General features: G+C 39.0%; 13 protein-coding genes. 10 read left to right on the top strand and 3 right to left on the bottom strand.

Features of this window, described 5'->3' with window-relative positions; translation table 11 throughout:
• Nucleotides 1-10: 10 nt before the first annotated feature.
• From L2D08_RS20440 to L2D08_RS20415, 6 genes are all read left to right on the top strand, one after another.
• Nucleotides 11-1,426 carry an FAD-binding oxidoreductase gene (locus L2D08_RS20440; protein WP_375337624.1) on the top strand — a complete coding sequence of 472 codons (1,416 nt, stop codon included), beginning with the start codon at nt 11-13 and terminating at the stop codon, nt 1,424-1,426.
• Nucleotides 1,423-2,790: a (Fe-S)-binding protein gene (locus tag L2D08_RS20435; RefSeq protein WP_242236685.1), complete on the top strand. Its 1,368-nt coding sequence runs from the start codon at nt 1,423-1,425 to the stop codon at nt 2,788-2,790. Before L2D08_RS20440 ends, L2D08_RS20435 begins: the two co-directional genes overlap by 4 nt.
• 81 nt (nt 2,791-2,871) lie before the next feature.
• Nucleotides 2,872-4,233 carry a sodium/glutamate symporter gene (locus L2D08_RS20430; RefSeq protein WP_242236683.1) on the top strand — a complete coding sequence of 454 codons (1,362 nt, stop codon included), beginning with the start codon at nt 2,872-2,874 and terminating at the stop codon, nt 4,231-4,233.
• A gap of 691 nt (nt 4,234-4,924) precedes the next feature.
• Nucleotides 4,925-5,152: a Spo0E family sporulation regulatory protein-aspartic acid phosphatase gene (locus tag L2D08_RS20425; protein WP_255822063.1), complete on the top strand. Its 228-nt coding sequence runs from the start codon at nt 4,925-4,927 to the stop codon at nt 5,150-5,152.
• A gap of 337 nt (nt 5,153-5,489) precedes the next feature.
• Nucleotides 5,490-7,664, top strand: a complete 2,175-nt coding sequence (locus L2D08_RS20420) for an amidase family protein (RefSeq protein ID WP_242236680.1) — start codon at nt 5,490-5,492, stop codon at nt 7,662-7,664.
• A 1,159-nt stretch (nt 7,665-8,823) separates the two neighbouring features.
• Nucleotides 8,824-9,039: a hypothetical protein gene (locus tag L2D08_RS20415; RefSeq protein ID WP_242236677.1), complete on the top strand. Its 216-nt coding sequence runs from the start codon at nt 8,824-8,826 to the stop codon at nt 9,037-9,039.
• A gap of 165 nt (nt 9,040-9,204) precedes the next feature.
• On the opposite strand, the gene L2D08_RS20410 is transcribed toward L2D08_RS20415, so the two are convergent.
• Nucleotides 9,205-9,753, bottom strand: coding sequence for a cysteine hydrolase family protein (locus L2D08_RS20410; RefSeq protein ID WP_242236671.1), 549 nt, complete (start codon nt 9,751-9,753; stop codon nt 9,205-9,207).
• 121 nt (nt 9,754-9,874) lie between these two features.
• Between L2D08_RS20410 and L2D08_RS20405 the strand changes: the two genes are divergently transcribed.
• The gene (locus tag L2D08_RS20405; RefSeq protein WP_242236670.1) at nt 9,875-10,318 is read left to right on the top strand and encodes an Lrp/AsnC family transcriptional regulator; all 444 of its coding nucleotides are present in this window, start codon (nt 9,875-9,877) and stop codon (nt 10,316-10,318) included.
• Nucleotides 10,319-10,982: 664 nt separating this feature from the next.
• Here L2D08_RS20405 and L2D08_RS20400 read toward each other — a convergent pair.
• Nucleotides 10,983-11,195, bottom strand: a complete 213-nt coding sequence (locus L2D08_RS20400; protein WP_242236667.1) for a hypothetical protein — start codon at nt 11,193-11,195, stop codon at nt 10,983-10,985.
• Nucleotides 11,196-11,492: 297 nt separating this feature from the next.
• On the opposite strand from L2D08_RS20400, the gene L2D08_RS20395 reads away from it, so the two are divergent.
• Nucleotides 11,493-11,756, top strand: a complete 264-nt coding sequence (locus L2D08_RS20395; protein WP_242236664.1) for a hypothetical protein — start codon at nt 11,493-11,495, stop codon at nt 11,754-11,756.
• Nucleotides 11,757-11,907: 151 nt separating this feature from the next.
• Here L2D08_RS20395 and purF read toward each other — a convergent pair whose 3' ends face one another.
• A complete protein-coding gene (gene purF / locus L2D08_RS20390) occupies nt 11,908-13,287 on the bottom strand; it encodes an amidophosphoribosyltransferase (RefSeq protein WP_242236661.1) in 1,380 nt (459 codons plus the stop codon).
• Between the two features lie 917 nt (nt 13,288-14,204).
• Here purF and L2D08_RS24130 point away from each other — a divergent pair.
• Both L2D08_RS24130 and L2D08_RS20385 read left to right on the top strand, forming a co-directional pair.
• A complete protein-coding gene (locus L2D08_RS24130) occupies nt 14,205-14,339 on the top strand; it encodes a hypothetical protein (RefSeq protein ID WP_255822062.1) in 135 nt (44 codons plus the stop codon).
• A gap of 155 nt (nt 14,340-14,494) precedes the next feature.
• A complete protein-coding gene (locus L2D08_RS20385; protein WP_242236658.1) occupies nt 14,495-15,793 on the top strand; it encodes a CitMHS family transporter in 1,299 nt (432 codons plus the stop codon).
• Nucleotides 15,794-15,969: the final 176 nt, after the last annotated feature.

The following is a 15,969-nucleotide window of genomic DNA, read 5'->3' as shown; positions in this document are numbered from 1 at the left end:
ATATAGCGGGGTGAATAGTTTGCAACAACAAGTGATTGACAGAATAAGGGATATTGTTCCTGAAGAAAGAATCTTTCTCGATCTATCAGAACGGTATTCTTACAGTTATGACGCTTCTTTCGGAGAATATTTGCCGGATATTGTAATTCAGCCAAGTAATAGTATAGAAATCGCCCAGTTAGTAAAGATGGCAAATAAATACCTTATACCAGTTTATCCAAGAGGAGCCGCAACATCATTAAGCGGGGGTCCCCTTCCTGTTGAAGGAGGAATGGTATTGGATTTGTCACAATTAAATAAAAAACACATCATCGACCGAGAAAATTTACTTGCGATTGTTTCTCCCGGTGTAATAACAGCAGAGGTTCATAAAAGTGCAGAAGAAGTTGGATTATTTTATCCGCCTGATCCCAGCAGTTCCCACGTATCAACAATTGGAGGGAATTTACTAGAGAATTCCAGCGGGCCAAAGGGATTAAAGTACGGCACCACAAAGGAATATGTGATTGGGTTGGAGGTTGTTACACCAACAGGCGAAATTATCCGCACCGGCGGAAGCACGGTCAAGAATGTAACCGGCTATGACCTAACCCGCTTAATTGTCGGTTCAGAAGGCACATTAGGAATCGTAACCGAAGTCATTTTACGCTTAATTCCAAAGCCGAAGGCAAGAAAAACGTTGCTTGCTTCGTTTGATAATCTGGTAGATTCAGGTCGAGCTATAACGAGAATTTTATCATCAGGTATTTTGCCGGGGGCAATGGAGTTAATGGATAACGCTTGTATACGAGCTGTGGAAAACTATCAGCCTAGTGGATTGCCTCTTGATGCACAGGCACTGGTTATCATTGAAGTCGACGGACATCCTAGCGCAATTGAAGAGGAAATCAAACAATGTGAAGAGCTCTGTTACCAGGAAAAAGCAACAAATGTTAAAGTGGCTCAAACAGAAGAAGAACGTGCGGAGATATGGAAAGCAAGAAAAATGGTTTCTCCTGCAATTACTCAGATGGGTCCTACCAAAATATCGGAAGATGCGACTGTACCAAGAAGCAAGATTCCAGAAATGATGGAAAGGTTGAAACAAATTCGAGAAAAATATCAGCTTAATCTTGTAGTATTTGGACATGCCGGAGATGGGAACCTCCATCCAAACATTATTACTGATAAACGAAATATAGAGGAAATGAAACGTGTTGAAGATGCTGTTAGCGAAATCTTTGAAGCGGCTGTCTCATTAGGCGGTACTTTATCTGGAGAGCACGGAATTGGAACGCTAAAAGCACCTTATATGGAACTGGAGCTTGGAAAAGAAGGTTTGTTGATGATGAAAAAGATTAAGGAAGCATGGGATCCAAACAATATACTAAATCCAGGTAAAATTTTTCCGAAGCCAGGCCAGACAAAGGTGGTATTAAGAGCATGACTACATGTCCTCCAAAGCATGAATTAAGACTCCAAGATCCATATGCAGAAAAGCTAAGAGATTTATCATATGATGCAGCCAACCAGTGTGTACAATGTGGATATTGCTTACCGGCTTGTCCAACCTACGAATCAATGGGGAAAGAATCAGCTTCCCCGCGGGGAAGAATCAATCTTGTCAAAATGGCAGCTGAAGGAAAAATTGATATTCAAAAAGATCTGGCCAAACCAATTGACTTATGCCTCGGGTGTCGTGCCTGTGAGGTGGCATGTCCTGTTGATGTACCATACGCAAAGATATATGAAGCAGCAAAAGAAGTGATTGCAGAAAAGCAGGAGGAAGCACGTGTTCAAGAAGAACGCATAAAAAAGTCGTCGAATTTTCAAAGCAAATTACGAGATACCATACTTAAAAATGTATTTCCGCATAAAGGACGATTAAGGCTGATCGGCAATGTCACTTGGTTATACCAGCAAGCCGGTGTGAACAAGTTAGTACGAAAAACAAAAGCAATCAATCAGATTTCAGAACCAATGGCGCAATTTGAAAAAGTGCTTCCGCGTTTAGAGTTTCCAGGAAAACGAAATAAGTGGGGATCTACAATTCCGGCAAAGGGAGAAAAGAAAGCACGTGTAGCGTTTTTTGCAGGCTGTATCATGGATGCCATGATGTACCAAATCAATCGCCAAACCGTTGAGCTACTTTGTTTGGTCGGATGTGAGGTCATTATTCCAAACCAACAAAACTGTTGTGGGGCATTGCACGCTCACCAAGGTCTTACAAACCAGGCAAGAACACTCGCACAGGCAAATATTGAAGCGTTTGAACAATCGGGCGCCGATTATTACATCAACAATGCCGGAGGATGCGGCGCCATGTTGTGTGAGTATGACAAATTGTTTGAAAATGATGAACAATGGTACGCACGAGCAAAGGATTTTGTAAGTAAATCAAGAGATATTACAGAAATTCTTGTGCAATATGGTCCACTGCCTTTTCAAAAGGAATATCACGGCATTATTACGTACCAAGATTCCTGCCACCTCCGTAATGTTCAAAAAGTTTCAGATGAACCCCGCCTGTTATTACAGTCTGTTCCTGGTGCAACCTTTATCGAAATGAAAGGCAGCGATAGATGCTGCGCTTCGGGAGGTATTTACAATATCTTGCACTTCAATGAGTCAATGAATATTCTCGATGAGAAAATGAAACATGTTAAAGAAACGAAGGCTACAACAATTGTTACTACGAATCCAGGGTGTTTGTTACAGATGAAGCTAGGGGTAGAAAGGCAAGGATCTTCTAGTGACATTCGTTCATTGCACTTAGTAGAGGTTCTAGCAGAAGCTTGTGGGATAAGATGATGATTTCTAGTTAAGATTATTTGGTTGCCATACGTTGTTTATTTATTAAATGTTAATAAAGGGAATTAAAGGAGGAAAAGAATGAATATTTCAATGTGGGACTTAGCTGTCGATGTAGGATTGATATCTCTCCTTCTTCTAGTAGGAATTGTTCTAAGAGCTAAAATAACAATGATTCAAAACCTATTTTTGCCCGCTAGTATCATTGCCGGGCTACTCGGATTAGTGCTTGGGCCAAATGGGTTTAATGTACTTCCTTTTTCTCCGCTTCTTTCAGAATACCCGGCGGTATTGATCGCCATCATATTTGGAGCTATTCCAATCGGCGCTGCAAAAGTAAAGTGGAAAGATACATTTAGCCGTGTCCGGAATATGTGGTTTTACGCTATGATGCTGACGCTGATTATGTGGGGAGGAGGATTATTTTTCGGACTTTTCCTTATGAATAATATATGGGATCTACCGCCCGGGTTTGGATTAGTATTGGGTGCAGGATTCGTTGGAGGTCATGGTACAGCGGCAGCCGTAGGCGAAGCGTTTCGTTCAATGGGTTGGGAAGAGGCGACTGCTCTAGGATACACAGCAGCAACAGTCGGAATTATTTGTTCTGTTCTTGGGGGGCTTCTACTAATTAAGCTTAGTACGAAAAGAAATCAAACAAATTTCATTTCAGATTTTAAAGACTTGCCTCCTGCGCTAAGAACAGGTCTTGTTTCGAAATCTGAACGGGTTTCTTCAGGCGATGATACTCTAGAATCAAATACCGTCGACCCATTATTCTTCCATGTGTCACTTATTGCTGTTGTTGTAATGATTAGCTATTTTGCAAAGGGTTGGATTGACAGTCTTATTCCGGGTATTAACATTCCATTGTTAAGTCTTGCGTTCGTTGTTGGAATGTTATTACAAGGAATGCTTAGAAAATCCAAAGCGGATTACTATGTAGATAAACGTGTGATTGATCGTATTAGTGGTACTGCCACAGATTTGATTGTTGCATTTGGTATGACTTCTATCAATTTGTCTGTTGTTGTCGATTACGCAGTCCCGTTAGCTGTTCTATTTGTTTTCGGAGTGGCTTTGGCATACGGAATATTCCAACTGCTTGCACCTAGAGTCTTTCATCAACACTGGTTTGAAAATGGCCTGTTTGGCTGGGGATGGAGTACAGCAACAGTTGCAATAGGCATTGCACTGCTCCGTATCGTCGACCCGAAGTCGAAGAGCTCTACATTAAACGATTATGCACTTAGTTATATTGGGATGGTTCCTGTTGAGATATTGATTATAACGCTAGGTCCAATTATGGTAATGGGAGGTACGGGAGGCTTATTTTCTATTGTACTGTTAGGTGTAAGCATCGTCTTATTTGCCATTGCGTATAGAAGTGGTTGGTTAGTGCCTAGACCACAACCAGTTTTTAAGAAAAATGAAGTCGGTTAACGTAAACTAATATTGAAAGCGGTTTCCATGAGGGGATTTGGCAAATACGTTAAAAGAAATCAACATAGTGAAATCTATGCTATCAATATCAAACTTAAACATTGTGTAAGTGGAGAATCCTGGTATGCATAAAATGCAAACGAAATCAGCAGAAGTGGGCGAAGGTAAAAGGTGCAGATTGCACTAAATTTTAATCATCGTATTATAGAGGAAAAAGAAGATGTTAATTTCCTGACTGCGGCAAAAGAGATGTTGGGACATCCGAGTAATAAGATGGAGACTTAGAGGCAATTGAGCAGCAGAAAAAAGCCTTTATTTTGTGTTAAGAAGGCAGAAGTAAGCTGCCACGCGGACGAAATGTTTGAGTACTGGTGGATATATAGAATAAAAGTTCCTAGAGTGCTTAGCATACCATAAAGGGAAATGTAAGGATGCAGGATTCTTTCGGAAATGATCAACTTTCCTGCTCCTAATTTTACTTTAGGCAATGTTTAAGCTTCTTGCTAAATACGTAATGGGAAAAAGAGCTGAAATACAAGCTTTATCTAAAAATTTGGATTTCAGCTCTTTTCTTTGATTATTTAGGCTAATGTTAACAACTATACTCGCATAAATAAAAGGTTATATAAGTGTTCAGTTAAAACTTGTATTTATTCTGTGAAAGTTAATAGGGAGAAAGGAAATAAGATTTATGCTTTTAAAGAGCGCGCTAGATTTAAGAAAGAGTATAGAAGAGGATCGTTACGATATGTACAAATTAGCGAAAAACACGGATTTCTCCGATCCGGGTATCTTAAAAATCAGCCAACAACTGGATAAGAAAATTATACTGATGCAAAAATTGATCTCTGAAATTCGTTCCTCCACATTAGATTTACAGATACTCAACTCTATAATCAGCAAGCATGAGAATTTTTAGATGAAAAAATCTCTATTATGTCAACTTTGTGAGAAGAAGCATTAGAAATGCACAGGGAATATCAAAGGTTTTTGGGTGTTCATTCGAAAGTTCTATCTATGATATAAAAGATTTAATTCCTTCTCATTCTTCAAGGGTAGAAGCATCCTGCCTGGATATTCATAAAGATGTTACGATCCAAAAAAATGTCAGATTATCTGACATGCTTTGTGATTTAAATTTATTTTATGAATAAAGTAGTACTTACAAGATTTAAAGTATACATAACTATCATGAAAGGAGTATGAAAGGTTTAATTAAACTGCAGAAGCAGGAAATAACTTTTGGAGGAAATATAATGTTTAGAAAGAACGATCCATTCAAATTTGTTATCACTTTTATTTTCATCATTCTCTTAATGCCAATATCAAATGTTTCCGCAGAGGAAATTCAATTTGATCCGTTTGAAAAAAGCATTGATGAAATCTCGGCTGCTTTAGATAACAATGAGATTACCTCTGAGGAGCTCGTTCATTATTATTTAGAACGAATTGAAGCTTACGATAAAAAAGGGCCCACAATAAATGCCATTACAACACTCAACAGTCAAGCACTCGAAACAGCCAAAAAGCTGGACGCAGAAAGAAAAAGTAAGGGGCCGAGAAGCAAGCTCCATGGTATTCCTATTGTTGTTAAGGACAATTATGACGTAAAAGGACTGCCTAATACAGCTGGTTCTGTTGCGCTAAAAAATGCGTATCCCACTCAAGATGCGTTTACCATTAAAAAACTGACCGATGCAGGTGCCATTATTATTGCCAAAGCAAATTTATCGGAGCTTGCCGCATCATATGGCAGATTAGGATACAGTTCCTTGGGTGGTTTGACTTTAAACCCGTACAATTTAAATCGGGATGCTTCTGGTTCTAGCAGCGGCACTGCCGCAGCAGTTGCTGCGAACTTTGCCGTATTCGGTTTAGGCACAGATACATCGGGCTCCATCAGAGGGCCATCAAATGTCACTGGATTGGTTGGAATTAGACCTACTCTTGGCTTAACAAGCCGAAGCGGCGTCATTCCTTCTTCTTTGGCATTTGATACGACTGGCCCCATGGCGAGGACGGTAACAGATACAGCTATTGCGCTGAGTTTTATGGCCGGAGTCGATCGAAATGATCCTCAAACAATGAAGTCAGCAGGCCATATTATTGAAGATTACAGTGCAGATTTAAACAAAGATGCTCTGCAGGACGCTCGCATCGGAGTAGTGAGGGAATTTTTTGGAGACAATGCTGAAGTAGATTCAATTAACAATAAAGCATTGGAGACTATGGAAGAACTAGGCGCAGAGGTTGTCCCAGTATCTTTCTCTGAAAATACGAAATATCTTTGGACGCCTGTTATTGGGCCGATTAACAGTGCAGATTTCAAATCCCAATTTGAAGAATATCTTAGCCGGCTTCCAGAAGGTCAGCCGAAAACGCTTGAAGAAGTTATAAAAATCATGGAATCACCAGAAGTTGTAAACTCGGAAACCCCTGTTAACCCGGCGCGGCTTGAAGGGTTAAAGGAAGATCTGGCACAAGCAGTATTTAAGGATACCCCGGAATATAACAACATACTGATGAAGGAAATACCTGAAGTACGTAATGAAGTACAGACAATACTAAAAGAAAATAATTTAGATGCAATTGTCTTTCCAACCCTGTCATGCCCAGCTTCTCCTAGATACGATAAGGAAGACCCGACCTATGTATGTGAAGCATATGATACATACGCTGCTGGTTATATAGCATCGGCTACCGGGTTTCCTGAAATTACGGTCCCGGCTGGGGCTACGAAGGAAGATTTACCTGTAGGGATTTCTTTTTTGGGTTCGGCATACAGTGAACAAACATTATTTGGACTAGCTTATTCTTTTGAGCAGGCAACAAAAGCAAGAACTGTACCTGAAACAACACCTAATTTTCAAGTTGATACTGAAACAGAATTTAAAGACGTCATTTCTTTTAAGGACGAAATTCATTTCTTAGCCTCAAGAAGAATCATTAAAGGTCATGAGGGCGGGTATTTCAAGCCGAAGGATTCCATCACAAGGCTGGAAGTTGTACAAATGATCTTAAGAGAAAAGGGAATTGTGAACTTTAACCATGTTCCAAACCCTGGATTCTTAGACATTCAACCGGAAGATTACGGATATGCAGAAGTTGCAAAAGCTGTAGAACTCGGGTTTATTAGTGGGAAAACGAATTCACAAGGACAAAAAACGTTCGATCCGAACGGACAGCTAACACGTGCCCAGGCCGCTAAAATGCTTGCGCTTGCTTATAATTTGAAAGGAAACTATCCGACAGGGTTTTCAGATGTGCCAAAAAACCATTGGGCACACAATTATGTGTCCTCCTTAGCTTCAAACCGTATTACAGCTGGCTATAAAGACGGCTCTTTTAAACCGGGAGTTAATCTGACACGCGAGCATTTTGCTGCTCTTATGGCTCGGCAGCTGGATGATGCATTCAAGCCGTCAATGTAATCCATAAAGGACCAAGCAGCCATAAAATCCATATAGCTGCCTCAAGCAATAATACAGAGATGAGCATGAGCAATCAGGGACAGCTGGACTAGCAGGCTTAATGCCGATAGGCCTCACTTCTATCATCATTCTGGAGACTCACTAACTCGATTAAACATGGTTGGATACTGCCCGCGTTAAGACCCCATTTTTAAAATGGGGTTTTTCCCTGTAACCATTTACTAATTTATTCAGTAACGAAAGCAATGCTTCTTATCCCAAGTTATTAAGCATGAGGAGTATCATGGTCAGCCTTTTAACCGAAAGCAAATTGTATGGCTCAAAATTGATTGTCCTTATGATAAGACCTTGCCAAGTTTTCAACAGGCAAAGCCTAACACGCGGATTTATCTGCCTCTTATAACATCGGCGCCCGTTACTTTATCCGGGCTTTTCAAAAATTCAATTCGGAAACGAAATGGTTGTCTCTTCAGGCAAAAGTCCCTGAGCTGGCAATAAGGACATCCCAGACCTTGTCTTCGTTCATTAGTCTCCATGATGCACTCGGGCTTCTGAGGGAAGCTTAATCCGCTGATGCTGTACCGTATTCAAGATAAGGGATGCTTCATCAAAATCTTTGATCTAGGTGGGGAGGTTCACAAGGATTTGTATTATCCCCGCTCTACTCCTTTAACTGACCGGTCGCCAAACTAACCAATTAAAGGAGCCCCAAAAGTAGAGATTCCTAAACTAGGTAATTCAAGGAAACACATTAATTACCATTTAACAAAATATTGTTGGAGAAAGTTGTAGTTTATTGGCTACATGTAGTCAATAAATACATTGATTTATCAAGGTTTTTGAAGTTGTTTAACTCCTGACTTATCCATCTATGCTACCCTTTTTCTAGTAATGGTTTTGTGTCTTTTCTTTAAGATCATGATAATATCTACATTTCTTATGACGCTTCGAGGTTTACCCCGCAGCTTTTTTGCTGTTCTGGCAAGTTCTAAATGCGAAATATGTAGTGAAGACAAATGCAGAGGGAACCAAAATTCTCGCAGCATTGATTCCAAGATGTCCAAATTCGTGCAGGATATGGAAATTATGGGGTCATTCTTACGTGTTTTTAGCAGGGGAATTTTGCAAAAGCGAATTAATAAAATACCAGGAGTGTCCTATGAAAAACAGAGATAAAAAGGATCTCTTTCTGAAATCAGGCGTAAGAACTATGGCGCTAATGTTTATTAAAGACCCGTTTTGGAGACTGACTTTCAGCTGGCCAAATGCATACTACAGTAGCACTAATCCTAAAAATACAATGATCCCTCCAGAGTTAAAGGAAAAAGGACTGCAGTTAACGAAGAAATTGCCCGATTATTTCGAGATACTCTGAACGATAAAGCGAAAAGAGGTCAATGACATTCATGTGGAAAATGACAATCCAAACATAGAAAGAAAAAGCTTGCAGACACTATTTTCAAATTAAAATCTTTGTCTGCAAGCTGGACTCTTTACGAAATTTACCAGGCTCTTTAGTTGTTTTCAAGATCTTTTTAGCTTATTGTTGTAGAAAATCCTCAGTCGAAGTAACATTGGCATACATACTTTTAAGTGCGCTGACAAAAGCATAATGAACCTGTTCAGCTGGCACGACCTTATCTTGATAAGATAAGTCCCTTGTCGCACAGGCATCTTCAATAAGTGTTGTTTCAAAGCCCAGATCCACTGCAGCTCTGACTGTTGCATCAATACACATATGCGTCATCATACCTACAACCACTACCTTGGTTACACCTTTTTCTCTTAATTTGCTTTCCAAATCAGTCTTTAAAAAGCTGTTAGGGAAATTTTTTACGATAAGATTTTCGTGTTCTAATGGTAGAACAGTTTGATGTATTGCAGCTCCCTCTGTATTTGGAAGAAAGAAGCCTAACTCTGGACTGCCTGCGATATGCTGAACATGAAAAATATTATCTTTATTATTTTGTCTAAACCACTCAAGAACTTTAGCAGCATTATCAGCTGCTTTATCAGGATTGCTTAACTCCATTTTTCCATTTGGAAAATAGTCGTTTTGTATATCGACAATGATTAAAGCTGTACTCATTTTATCCACCTCATTAAAAAATTATTATTACAAGTATGATGATATACAATACCTTGATTTTCATCGATACTTTGATGAAACACTTTTGTATTAAATCATTTCATAATGAAAGGAATTTATTATGGAACTTGATAACATTGATTTTCAAATCCTTCGGTTACTAACCGAAAATTCACGGGTTCAATGGAAAGACTTGGGGAAACAAATTCATATGACGGGGCAGGCAGTAGGGAATCGTATTAAAAAACTTGAGGAAAGTGGTGTAATTAAAGCCTATTCTCTAATAGTTGATGAAATGAAATTAGGACTTTCTTATACAGCGTTTGTCGTTATTTATATGAAAACAGCAAACCATGATTCTTTTATACGTTTTATTAATAATCAAAATGAGGTGGTTGAAGCTCATCGAGTATCAGGAGAAGGCTGTTACCATTTAAAAATAAAAGTTAATTCCCAAGAGAAATTAAATCTTTTCCTTAATAAGATTCTCGATTATGGGAATTATAGTTTGTATCTATCAATACAAGAGATTAAACAACGTAGTCCATTGATTGCTAAAATATAGTAAAGGGGTTTTATTCCTCCAGAGGATAGTGATTTTCAGTCGTCTTGATTCATTCCAATTGCTAATTTTTTAAAGTGTGACATTCTTTTTAATAAACTGCAAATCCCAAATTGAGCATGGTTTTATGTGTTTCTGTTAAGGCATATTTATATTTTTACTTTAGTTATATAGTTTTACATTTCGCAAATAATAGTACGCTACAACAGGTATCGGAGTGAGCCTATTCGGTTCAATTGTTAAAAATAAACATTAAAAATCGTTAAAAATGTTGTATGTATGCATTCATTCACATTCTGTATATGTTTTTTTATCATGTGTAAATTCAAATATAACTTTATTTAAAAGAAATCCCAGCAGATTTTGCATTTGACGGAAAACCTTTCTGTACGAAACTTATGTTAAATATACAGCGGTTCAAATCATATGGTTCTTTCCACGTAGCTTTTGAAATAGGTTCTCCACTTCACCAAAATTGGGACCAAACAATTACAGAAATAAAGTAAAAGAACTGACTCAGATAAGTCAGTTCTTTTACTTTATTTGAATTCTTGAAAGTGATTAACATTATCTCCGCTTTAACCTTGTTCATGTTTATAAACTTCTTCGAGGATCTCCGTAGCAATATCCTGCATACTCTTGCCTGTCTATTCACTTTTTTTCGCAGTCAATCCTTAATATCGATGGACAATGAAACAGACAGCAATTCCTCTTGTGATTCAATACTGAGCGTCTCATACTCCGGAACATAACCGACACGTTCTTGTTTAGCCGAACGTTTTATAAAGTCAGCTAACTCCACAGAAACACCATTTAACCGGGCATCTTTCATATGAATAATCCATCGGTCTTTTAACCGTTCCATATATAGATTGGCCACTGGAACCTGCTGATAAAGAAGATCCAGCTTGCTAGGTGGGGGATGAATCGCCGAAAGTGATAAAAAAGAGCAGACGAACAAACGGTTGTCAGAAGAATTACACGAACTGATAATAGGTGAAATCCCCGTAAAATACCACTGGCTAATGAACAGACAAGACTTGGGAGTAAAAAACATATTGAGGGAACTTGAATTGCTTTTGTATTAGAAAGAATTAAGTGGGATATCATTGGTATAAAAGCGGTACCTTTCCGTCAAATTTAACAATAGAAATAAAAATGAAATGAGGTATGAAAGTTGAATCCCCTTCTCAAACAGCTAACGGAACAAATTTCTGATTTGAAACAAGCACGGGATAAATTGGATGATTTGATAGACGAGACATATGAACAAGTGGATCAAAGGGTAATTCACGATTTACATAATACATCGGTTGAAGGGTTAATAGATCAAATTCAAAAATGGCAGAATGAACGGGAAGAAGTAGAGGAATTCCTTGAAGAGCTATATGAAAAGCTCGATCAGTATTACGAATTTCCTCTAAAAATAAGTAGTTTATGATTTAAACGGAGACCTGTAAATTTCTTGTATTTACAATTAAGCGGAGTCAAAAGTATGGTCTTTTCCTGAAAGTTCAACAAGGCATAATTAGTGTAAACACATGCCTTGTTGGGTTGGTAGTCAGCAGCTATTAATTTTGTCGGGCACTTACTCACTTCAAATATAAATTGGTCGGATAAGCCCCGCTGAAACAAGCTATACAACGATTGCTGGTTTCTTCCAGGTTCACACCCACTGCTTTTAACAAACCTTCCGTACTTAAAAAAGCTAAAGTATCCGCTCCAATCGCTTCGCCCATTGCTTCCTCATGCTCTAGTCTATTGGCAAATAACTCTTCTTTTGTGGGCATATCCACTCCATAAAAACAAGGGTTGCGAACCATCGGTGAACTAATGCGTACATGAACCTCTTTAGCGCCAGCTTGCCGAATCAACTGGACAATTCGTTTACTGGTTGTTCCTCTTACAATCGAATCATCCACAAGCACCACTCTTTTTCCTTCAAGAATTTCTTGAACGGCACTCAGTTTAAGGCGAACAGCCAATTCGCGCAGTTCCTGGGTAGGCTCTATAAATGAACGGCCGACATATGGATTTTTGATCAGACCCATCTCATAAGGAACCCCTAATTCTTGGGCGAAACCAATAGCTGCCGGTATGCTAGAATCGGGAACAGCGACTACCACGTCTGCTTGTATAGGATGTTCCTTTGCTAAAATTTTCCCTAATTCTTTTCGGATTGACAAAATGCTTCTTCCGTGTATAACGCTATCAGGCCGGGCAAAATAAACAAACTCAAAAGAACAAAGAGATAATTCACTTTTCGGAGCGAATCGTCCGGTTCGAATACCATCTTCGTCAATAAGAAGCCATTCTCCAGGCTCCACGTCCCGCCAGAACTCAGCATTAACAGCATTTAAAGCACATGTTTCTGAAGCAGCAATGACCGCTTCACCGATCCTTCCAAGGCTGAGAGGGCGCAATCCATGACGATCCAGCGCAATGAGCATCTGTTTTTCTGTCATGATAAGCAAAGCGAAAGACCCATCGATTCGTGTAAGAATATCAGGAGCCGCCTCCTCAAATCCGTTTTTACTGGAACGGGCAATAAGGTGGGCAATGATTTCTGTATCAGTTGTTGTTTGAAAGATGCTTCCCTGCTGCTGCAACACATTTCGTTCTATCCTTGCATTTACCAGATTGCCGTTATGAGCCACAGCCAGATCGCCTCCGCTATATTTAAAAACGAGAGGCTGTGCGTTTTGCAGCAAGCTTTCCCCAGAGGTTGAATAACGAACGTGGCCAATAGCCATATTCCCGCCCATCCCATCGAGAATATCACGCGAAAACACCTGGGTAACCAATCCCATCCCGCGGTGGTGTTTAAAAGTCTTGCCATCGCTAACCACGATTCCTGCACTCTCCTGGCCCCGGTGCTGCAGGGCGTGAAGTCCGTAATATGTTAAATCGGCTGCTTTAGGATGATTGAACACGCCAAATACCCCGCATTTTTCCTTCATTTCTGAAGCCATTCTTGTCCCCTCCTGTTTATACCATTTCTTCTATTCTCTACTGAAAAATCATTTTTATTCTTGAGTAACCCGCTGTGTATCGCGCTCTGGTTCTGGTTGAATGGCCTGCTTTCTTTATCTCTAACGTTTAGATATAGGTTATTTATCTTGGGGAGGAAGGGGGTTTTCATTGGATGCAGGGATAAGGGAACCATGTACCAGTGTCGGCAGCTGGAGTTAAAAGCATCTTTCTCCTGCTGCTGTTAAAAAAATAAACGAAGGAGTAGAGAATAGGGAAGGATTGATTTAGAGTTGAAATTGCAAGGATTACGGAAATAAAGAATTTTGGATGATCATTTGGTTCGAATTCTTTTTCTTTTTGCAAATTCAGTATTGTTTTTTCTATATAGGATTTACCCTTTGAGTAAGTAATATTTATAATATTTTGGCTGCCAGGTTTTTCAATAAAATCCATTTTCGTTTGTTAGATTAAATGCTTACCACTATTAACTATGCTTTATTCAACAAAAAAGCGTTTACTTACGTCAATATTAATGATAAGATGTATTTACCTTAGTTATAAAAATTACAACATATATATAATGTGTAATAATTATTACTAACATTTAATTTTTACTAAGCAATTAAAGGAAAACATTTAGCCCTTAAAAAATACTTAAACCTTGATTTTGTAAAAGGAATTTTGAAAACGGTGCCACTGTATGTGTTAAACAGAATATAACAAAATGACACGCAGGCTGTTTATAGGATTCTTGCTAAAGCAGGGAAAAAATTAGGTTTGGAGAAAACCGGATAGAAATCATTGGAAAGTATACGGAAAAACGCCAGCAAGGTATGGTGGAAGGAAGCATGCAGCCCCTTTGGTTAAAAGAGAAAATAAAATCTTATAGATTGTAAAATAGGAGGAGAGTATAAAAATGCGATTGGGCTTTATTGGATTTGGAGAAGTAACTTTTGAATTATCAACGAGCTTAAGACAAGAAGGGGTAGAAATGATTTTTATCCGTGATGTGATGCTAAATCATCCTACCTTTGACTGTATAGTCTATTAATTTTGTAAGCCTTTACAAACGGGAGGGAAGGCACTGTTCATTTCATGCTTGAATATTTCTTTGTGGTTACTATCGGATGTTCACTCTAGAAGAGTTATCTCCTAAAAACTTACATATAATCTGAGGAACTCAATGAAACAAGGAGGAAGTATATAATGCTAGCACTTTTGGGATTTGCAATGATTGTGGTTTTTATGTATTTGATAATGAGCAAGCGTATGTCAGCGTTCAACGCATTGACCATTGTTCCAGTCGTTTTTGCGCTAATTGGTGGTTTTACTGATTTAGGACCAATGATGTTGGCGGGGCTCGAGAAAATTGCGCCAACTGCTATTATGATTATTTTTGCTATCCTTTACTTTGGCGTATTGATAGATACTGGATTTTTTGATCCACTCGTATCGGAAATTTTAAAAATAGTGGGTGGCGACCCACTAAAAATTGTACTTGGTACGGCCGTTTTATCATTGATCGTCGCTCTGGATGGTGACGGTACAATTACGTACCTTATTGTCGTAACAGCATTTCTTCCATTGTATGAAAAATTAGGTATGAACAAACTTATTTTGGCCTGTATTCCCGCATTAGCTATGGGAGTAATGAATTTGACACCATGGGGAGGGCCGGCTGTTCAAGCCGCTGCAGCAGTAAATGTAGATGTACTAGAAATGCTAGTGCCAATAATTCCTTCTATGATTGCAGGTGGGGTATGGGTTCTGTTGGTTGCTTATTTTCTCGGGCAGCGTGAACGTAAGCGGTTAGGGGTTACCTACATTGACTTAGATTTAAGTGGAGAAATTGCCGCTACCCTCGATACAGGAATGGATGCATCAATAAAACGTCCTACATTATTTTGGTTTAACCTGGTTTTAACCGTCTTAATAATGGCAGCTTTACTTACGGGCTTCTTACCATTACAGGCTTTATTTATGCTTGGATTTGCGATCGTTATGATTGTGAATTATCCCAACTTGCAAGACCAAAAGGATCGTTTGCATGCACACGCAGGTAACATATTAACTGTTGTCTCCATGATATTTGCAGCAGGTGTATTTTCGGGGATTATAGAGGGAACTGGAATCGTTGCAGCTATGGCAGATATTCTAATTTCAGTAATTCCAGATGAGCTTGGACCTCGATTAACGGTTATTGTTGCCATTCTAAGTATGCCATTCACATTTTTTATGGCGAATGCTCCGTTTTATTTCGGGATTATTCCTATTATGTCGGAGACTGCTGCCCACTTTGGCATCCAACCAATAGAGATCGGACAAGCTTCTCTTTTGGGACAGCCTTTACACTTGCTAAGCCCGCTTCAAGGGTCTATTTACGTACTAGTAGGGCTACTTGGTATTGATATAGGTGACCATATTCGTTTTTCAGTCAAATATGCGTTAGGAACAGCAGTGGTTATGACAATTGTCGGTGTTTTAATCGGAGTGCTGTCTATCTAATAACATAAAACCTGTAAGCAGGAAATCGGTTGTATTTTAGGATATCTACTTTTTTATAAAAATTCGCTTAAGTACAATGGTTAAAGCCATCCCTGAAAAAGGCGACAAAGTAAAACCAGGGATCATCTCGGGATTATCAGGTCAATGAAAATAGAGACAACTGTACAGGCACCATT

The sequence above is a fragment of the Domibacillus sp. PGB-M46 genome (genome assembly GCF_022668875.1).
In the GTDB taxonomy this organism is placed as follows: domain Bacteria; phylum Bacillota; class Bacilli; order Bacillales; family Domibacillaceae; genus Domibacillus.
This window is presented reverse-complemented; position numbering and strand designations above follow the sequence as displayed.

Excerpts from the sequence above, each read along its gene's own strand:
- L2D08_RS20405 (WP_242236670.1), top strand. The coding sequence starts at position 9,875 with ATGGAACTTGATAACATTGATTTTCAAATCCTTCGGTTACTAACCGAA.
- L2D08_RS24130 (WP_255822062.1), top strand. The coding sequence starts at position 14,205 with ATGCGATTGGGCTTTATTGGATTTGGAGAAGTAACTTTTGAATTATCA.
- purF (WP_242236661.1), bottom strand. The coding sequence starts at position 13,287 with ATGGCTTCAGAAATGAAGGAAAAATGCGGGGTATTTGGCGTGTTCAAT.
- L2D08_RS20430 (WP_242236683.1), top strand. The coding sequence starts at position 2,872 with ATGAATATTTCAATGTGGGACTTAGCTGTCGATGTAGGATTGATATCT.
- L2D08_RS20420 (WP_242236680.1), top strand. The coding sequence starts at position 5,490 with ATGTTTAGAAAGAACGATCCATTCAAATTTGTTATCACTTTTATTTTC.
- L2D08_RS20410 (WP_242236671.1), bottom strand. The coding sequence starts at position 9,753 with ATGAGTACAGCTTTAATCATTGTCGATATACAAAACGACTATTTTCCA.
- L2D08_RS20435 (WP_242236685.1), top strand. The coding sequence starts at position 1,423 with ATGACTACATGTCCTCCAAAGCATGAATTAAGACTCCAAGATCCATAT.
- L2D08_RS20425 (WP_255822063.1), top strand. The coding sequence starts at position 4,925 with ATGCTTTTAAAGAGCGCGCTAGATTTAAGAAAGAGTATAGAAGAGGAT.
- L2D08_RS20415 (WP_242236677.1), top strand. The coding sequence starts at position 8,824 with ATGAAAAACAGAGATAAAAAGGATCTCTTTCTGAAATCAGGCGTAAGA.
- L2D08_RS20385 (WP_242236658.1), top strand. The coding sequence starts at position 14,495 with ATGCTAGCACTTTTGGGATTTGCAATGATTGTGGTTTTTATGTATTTG.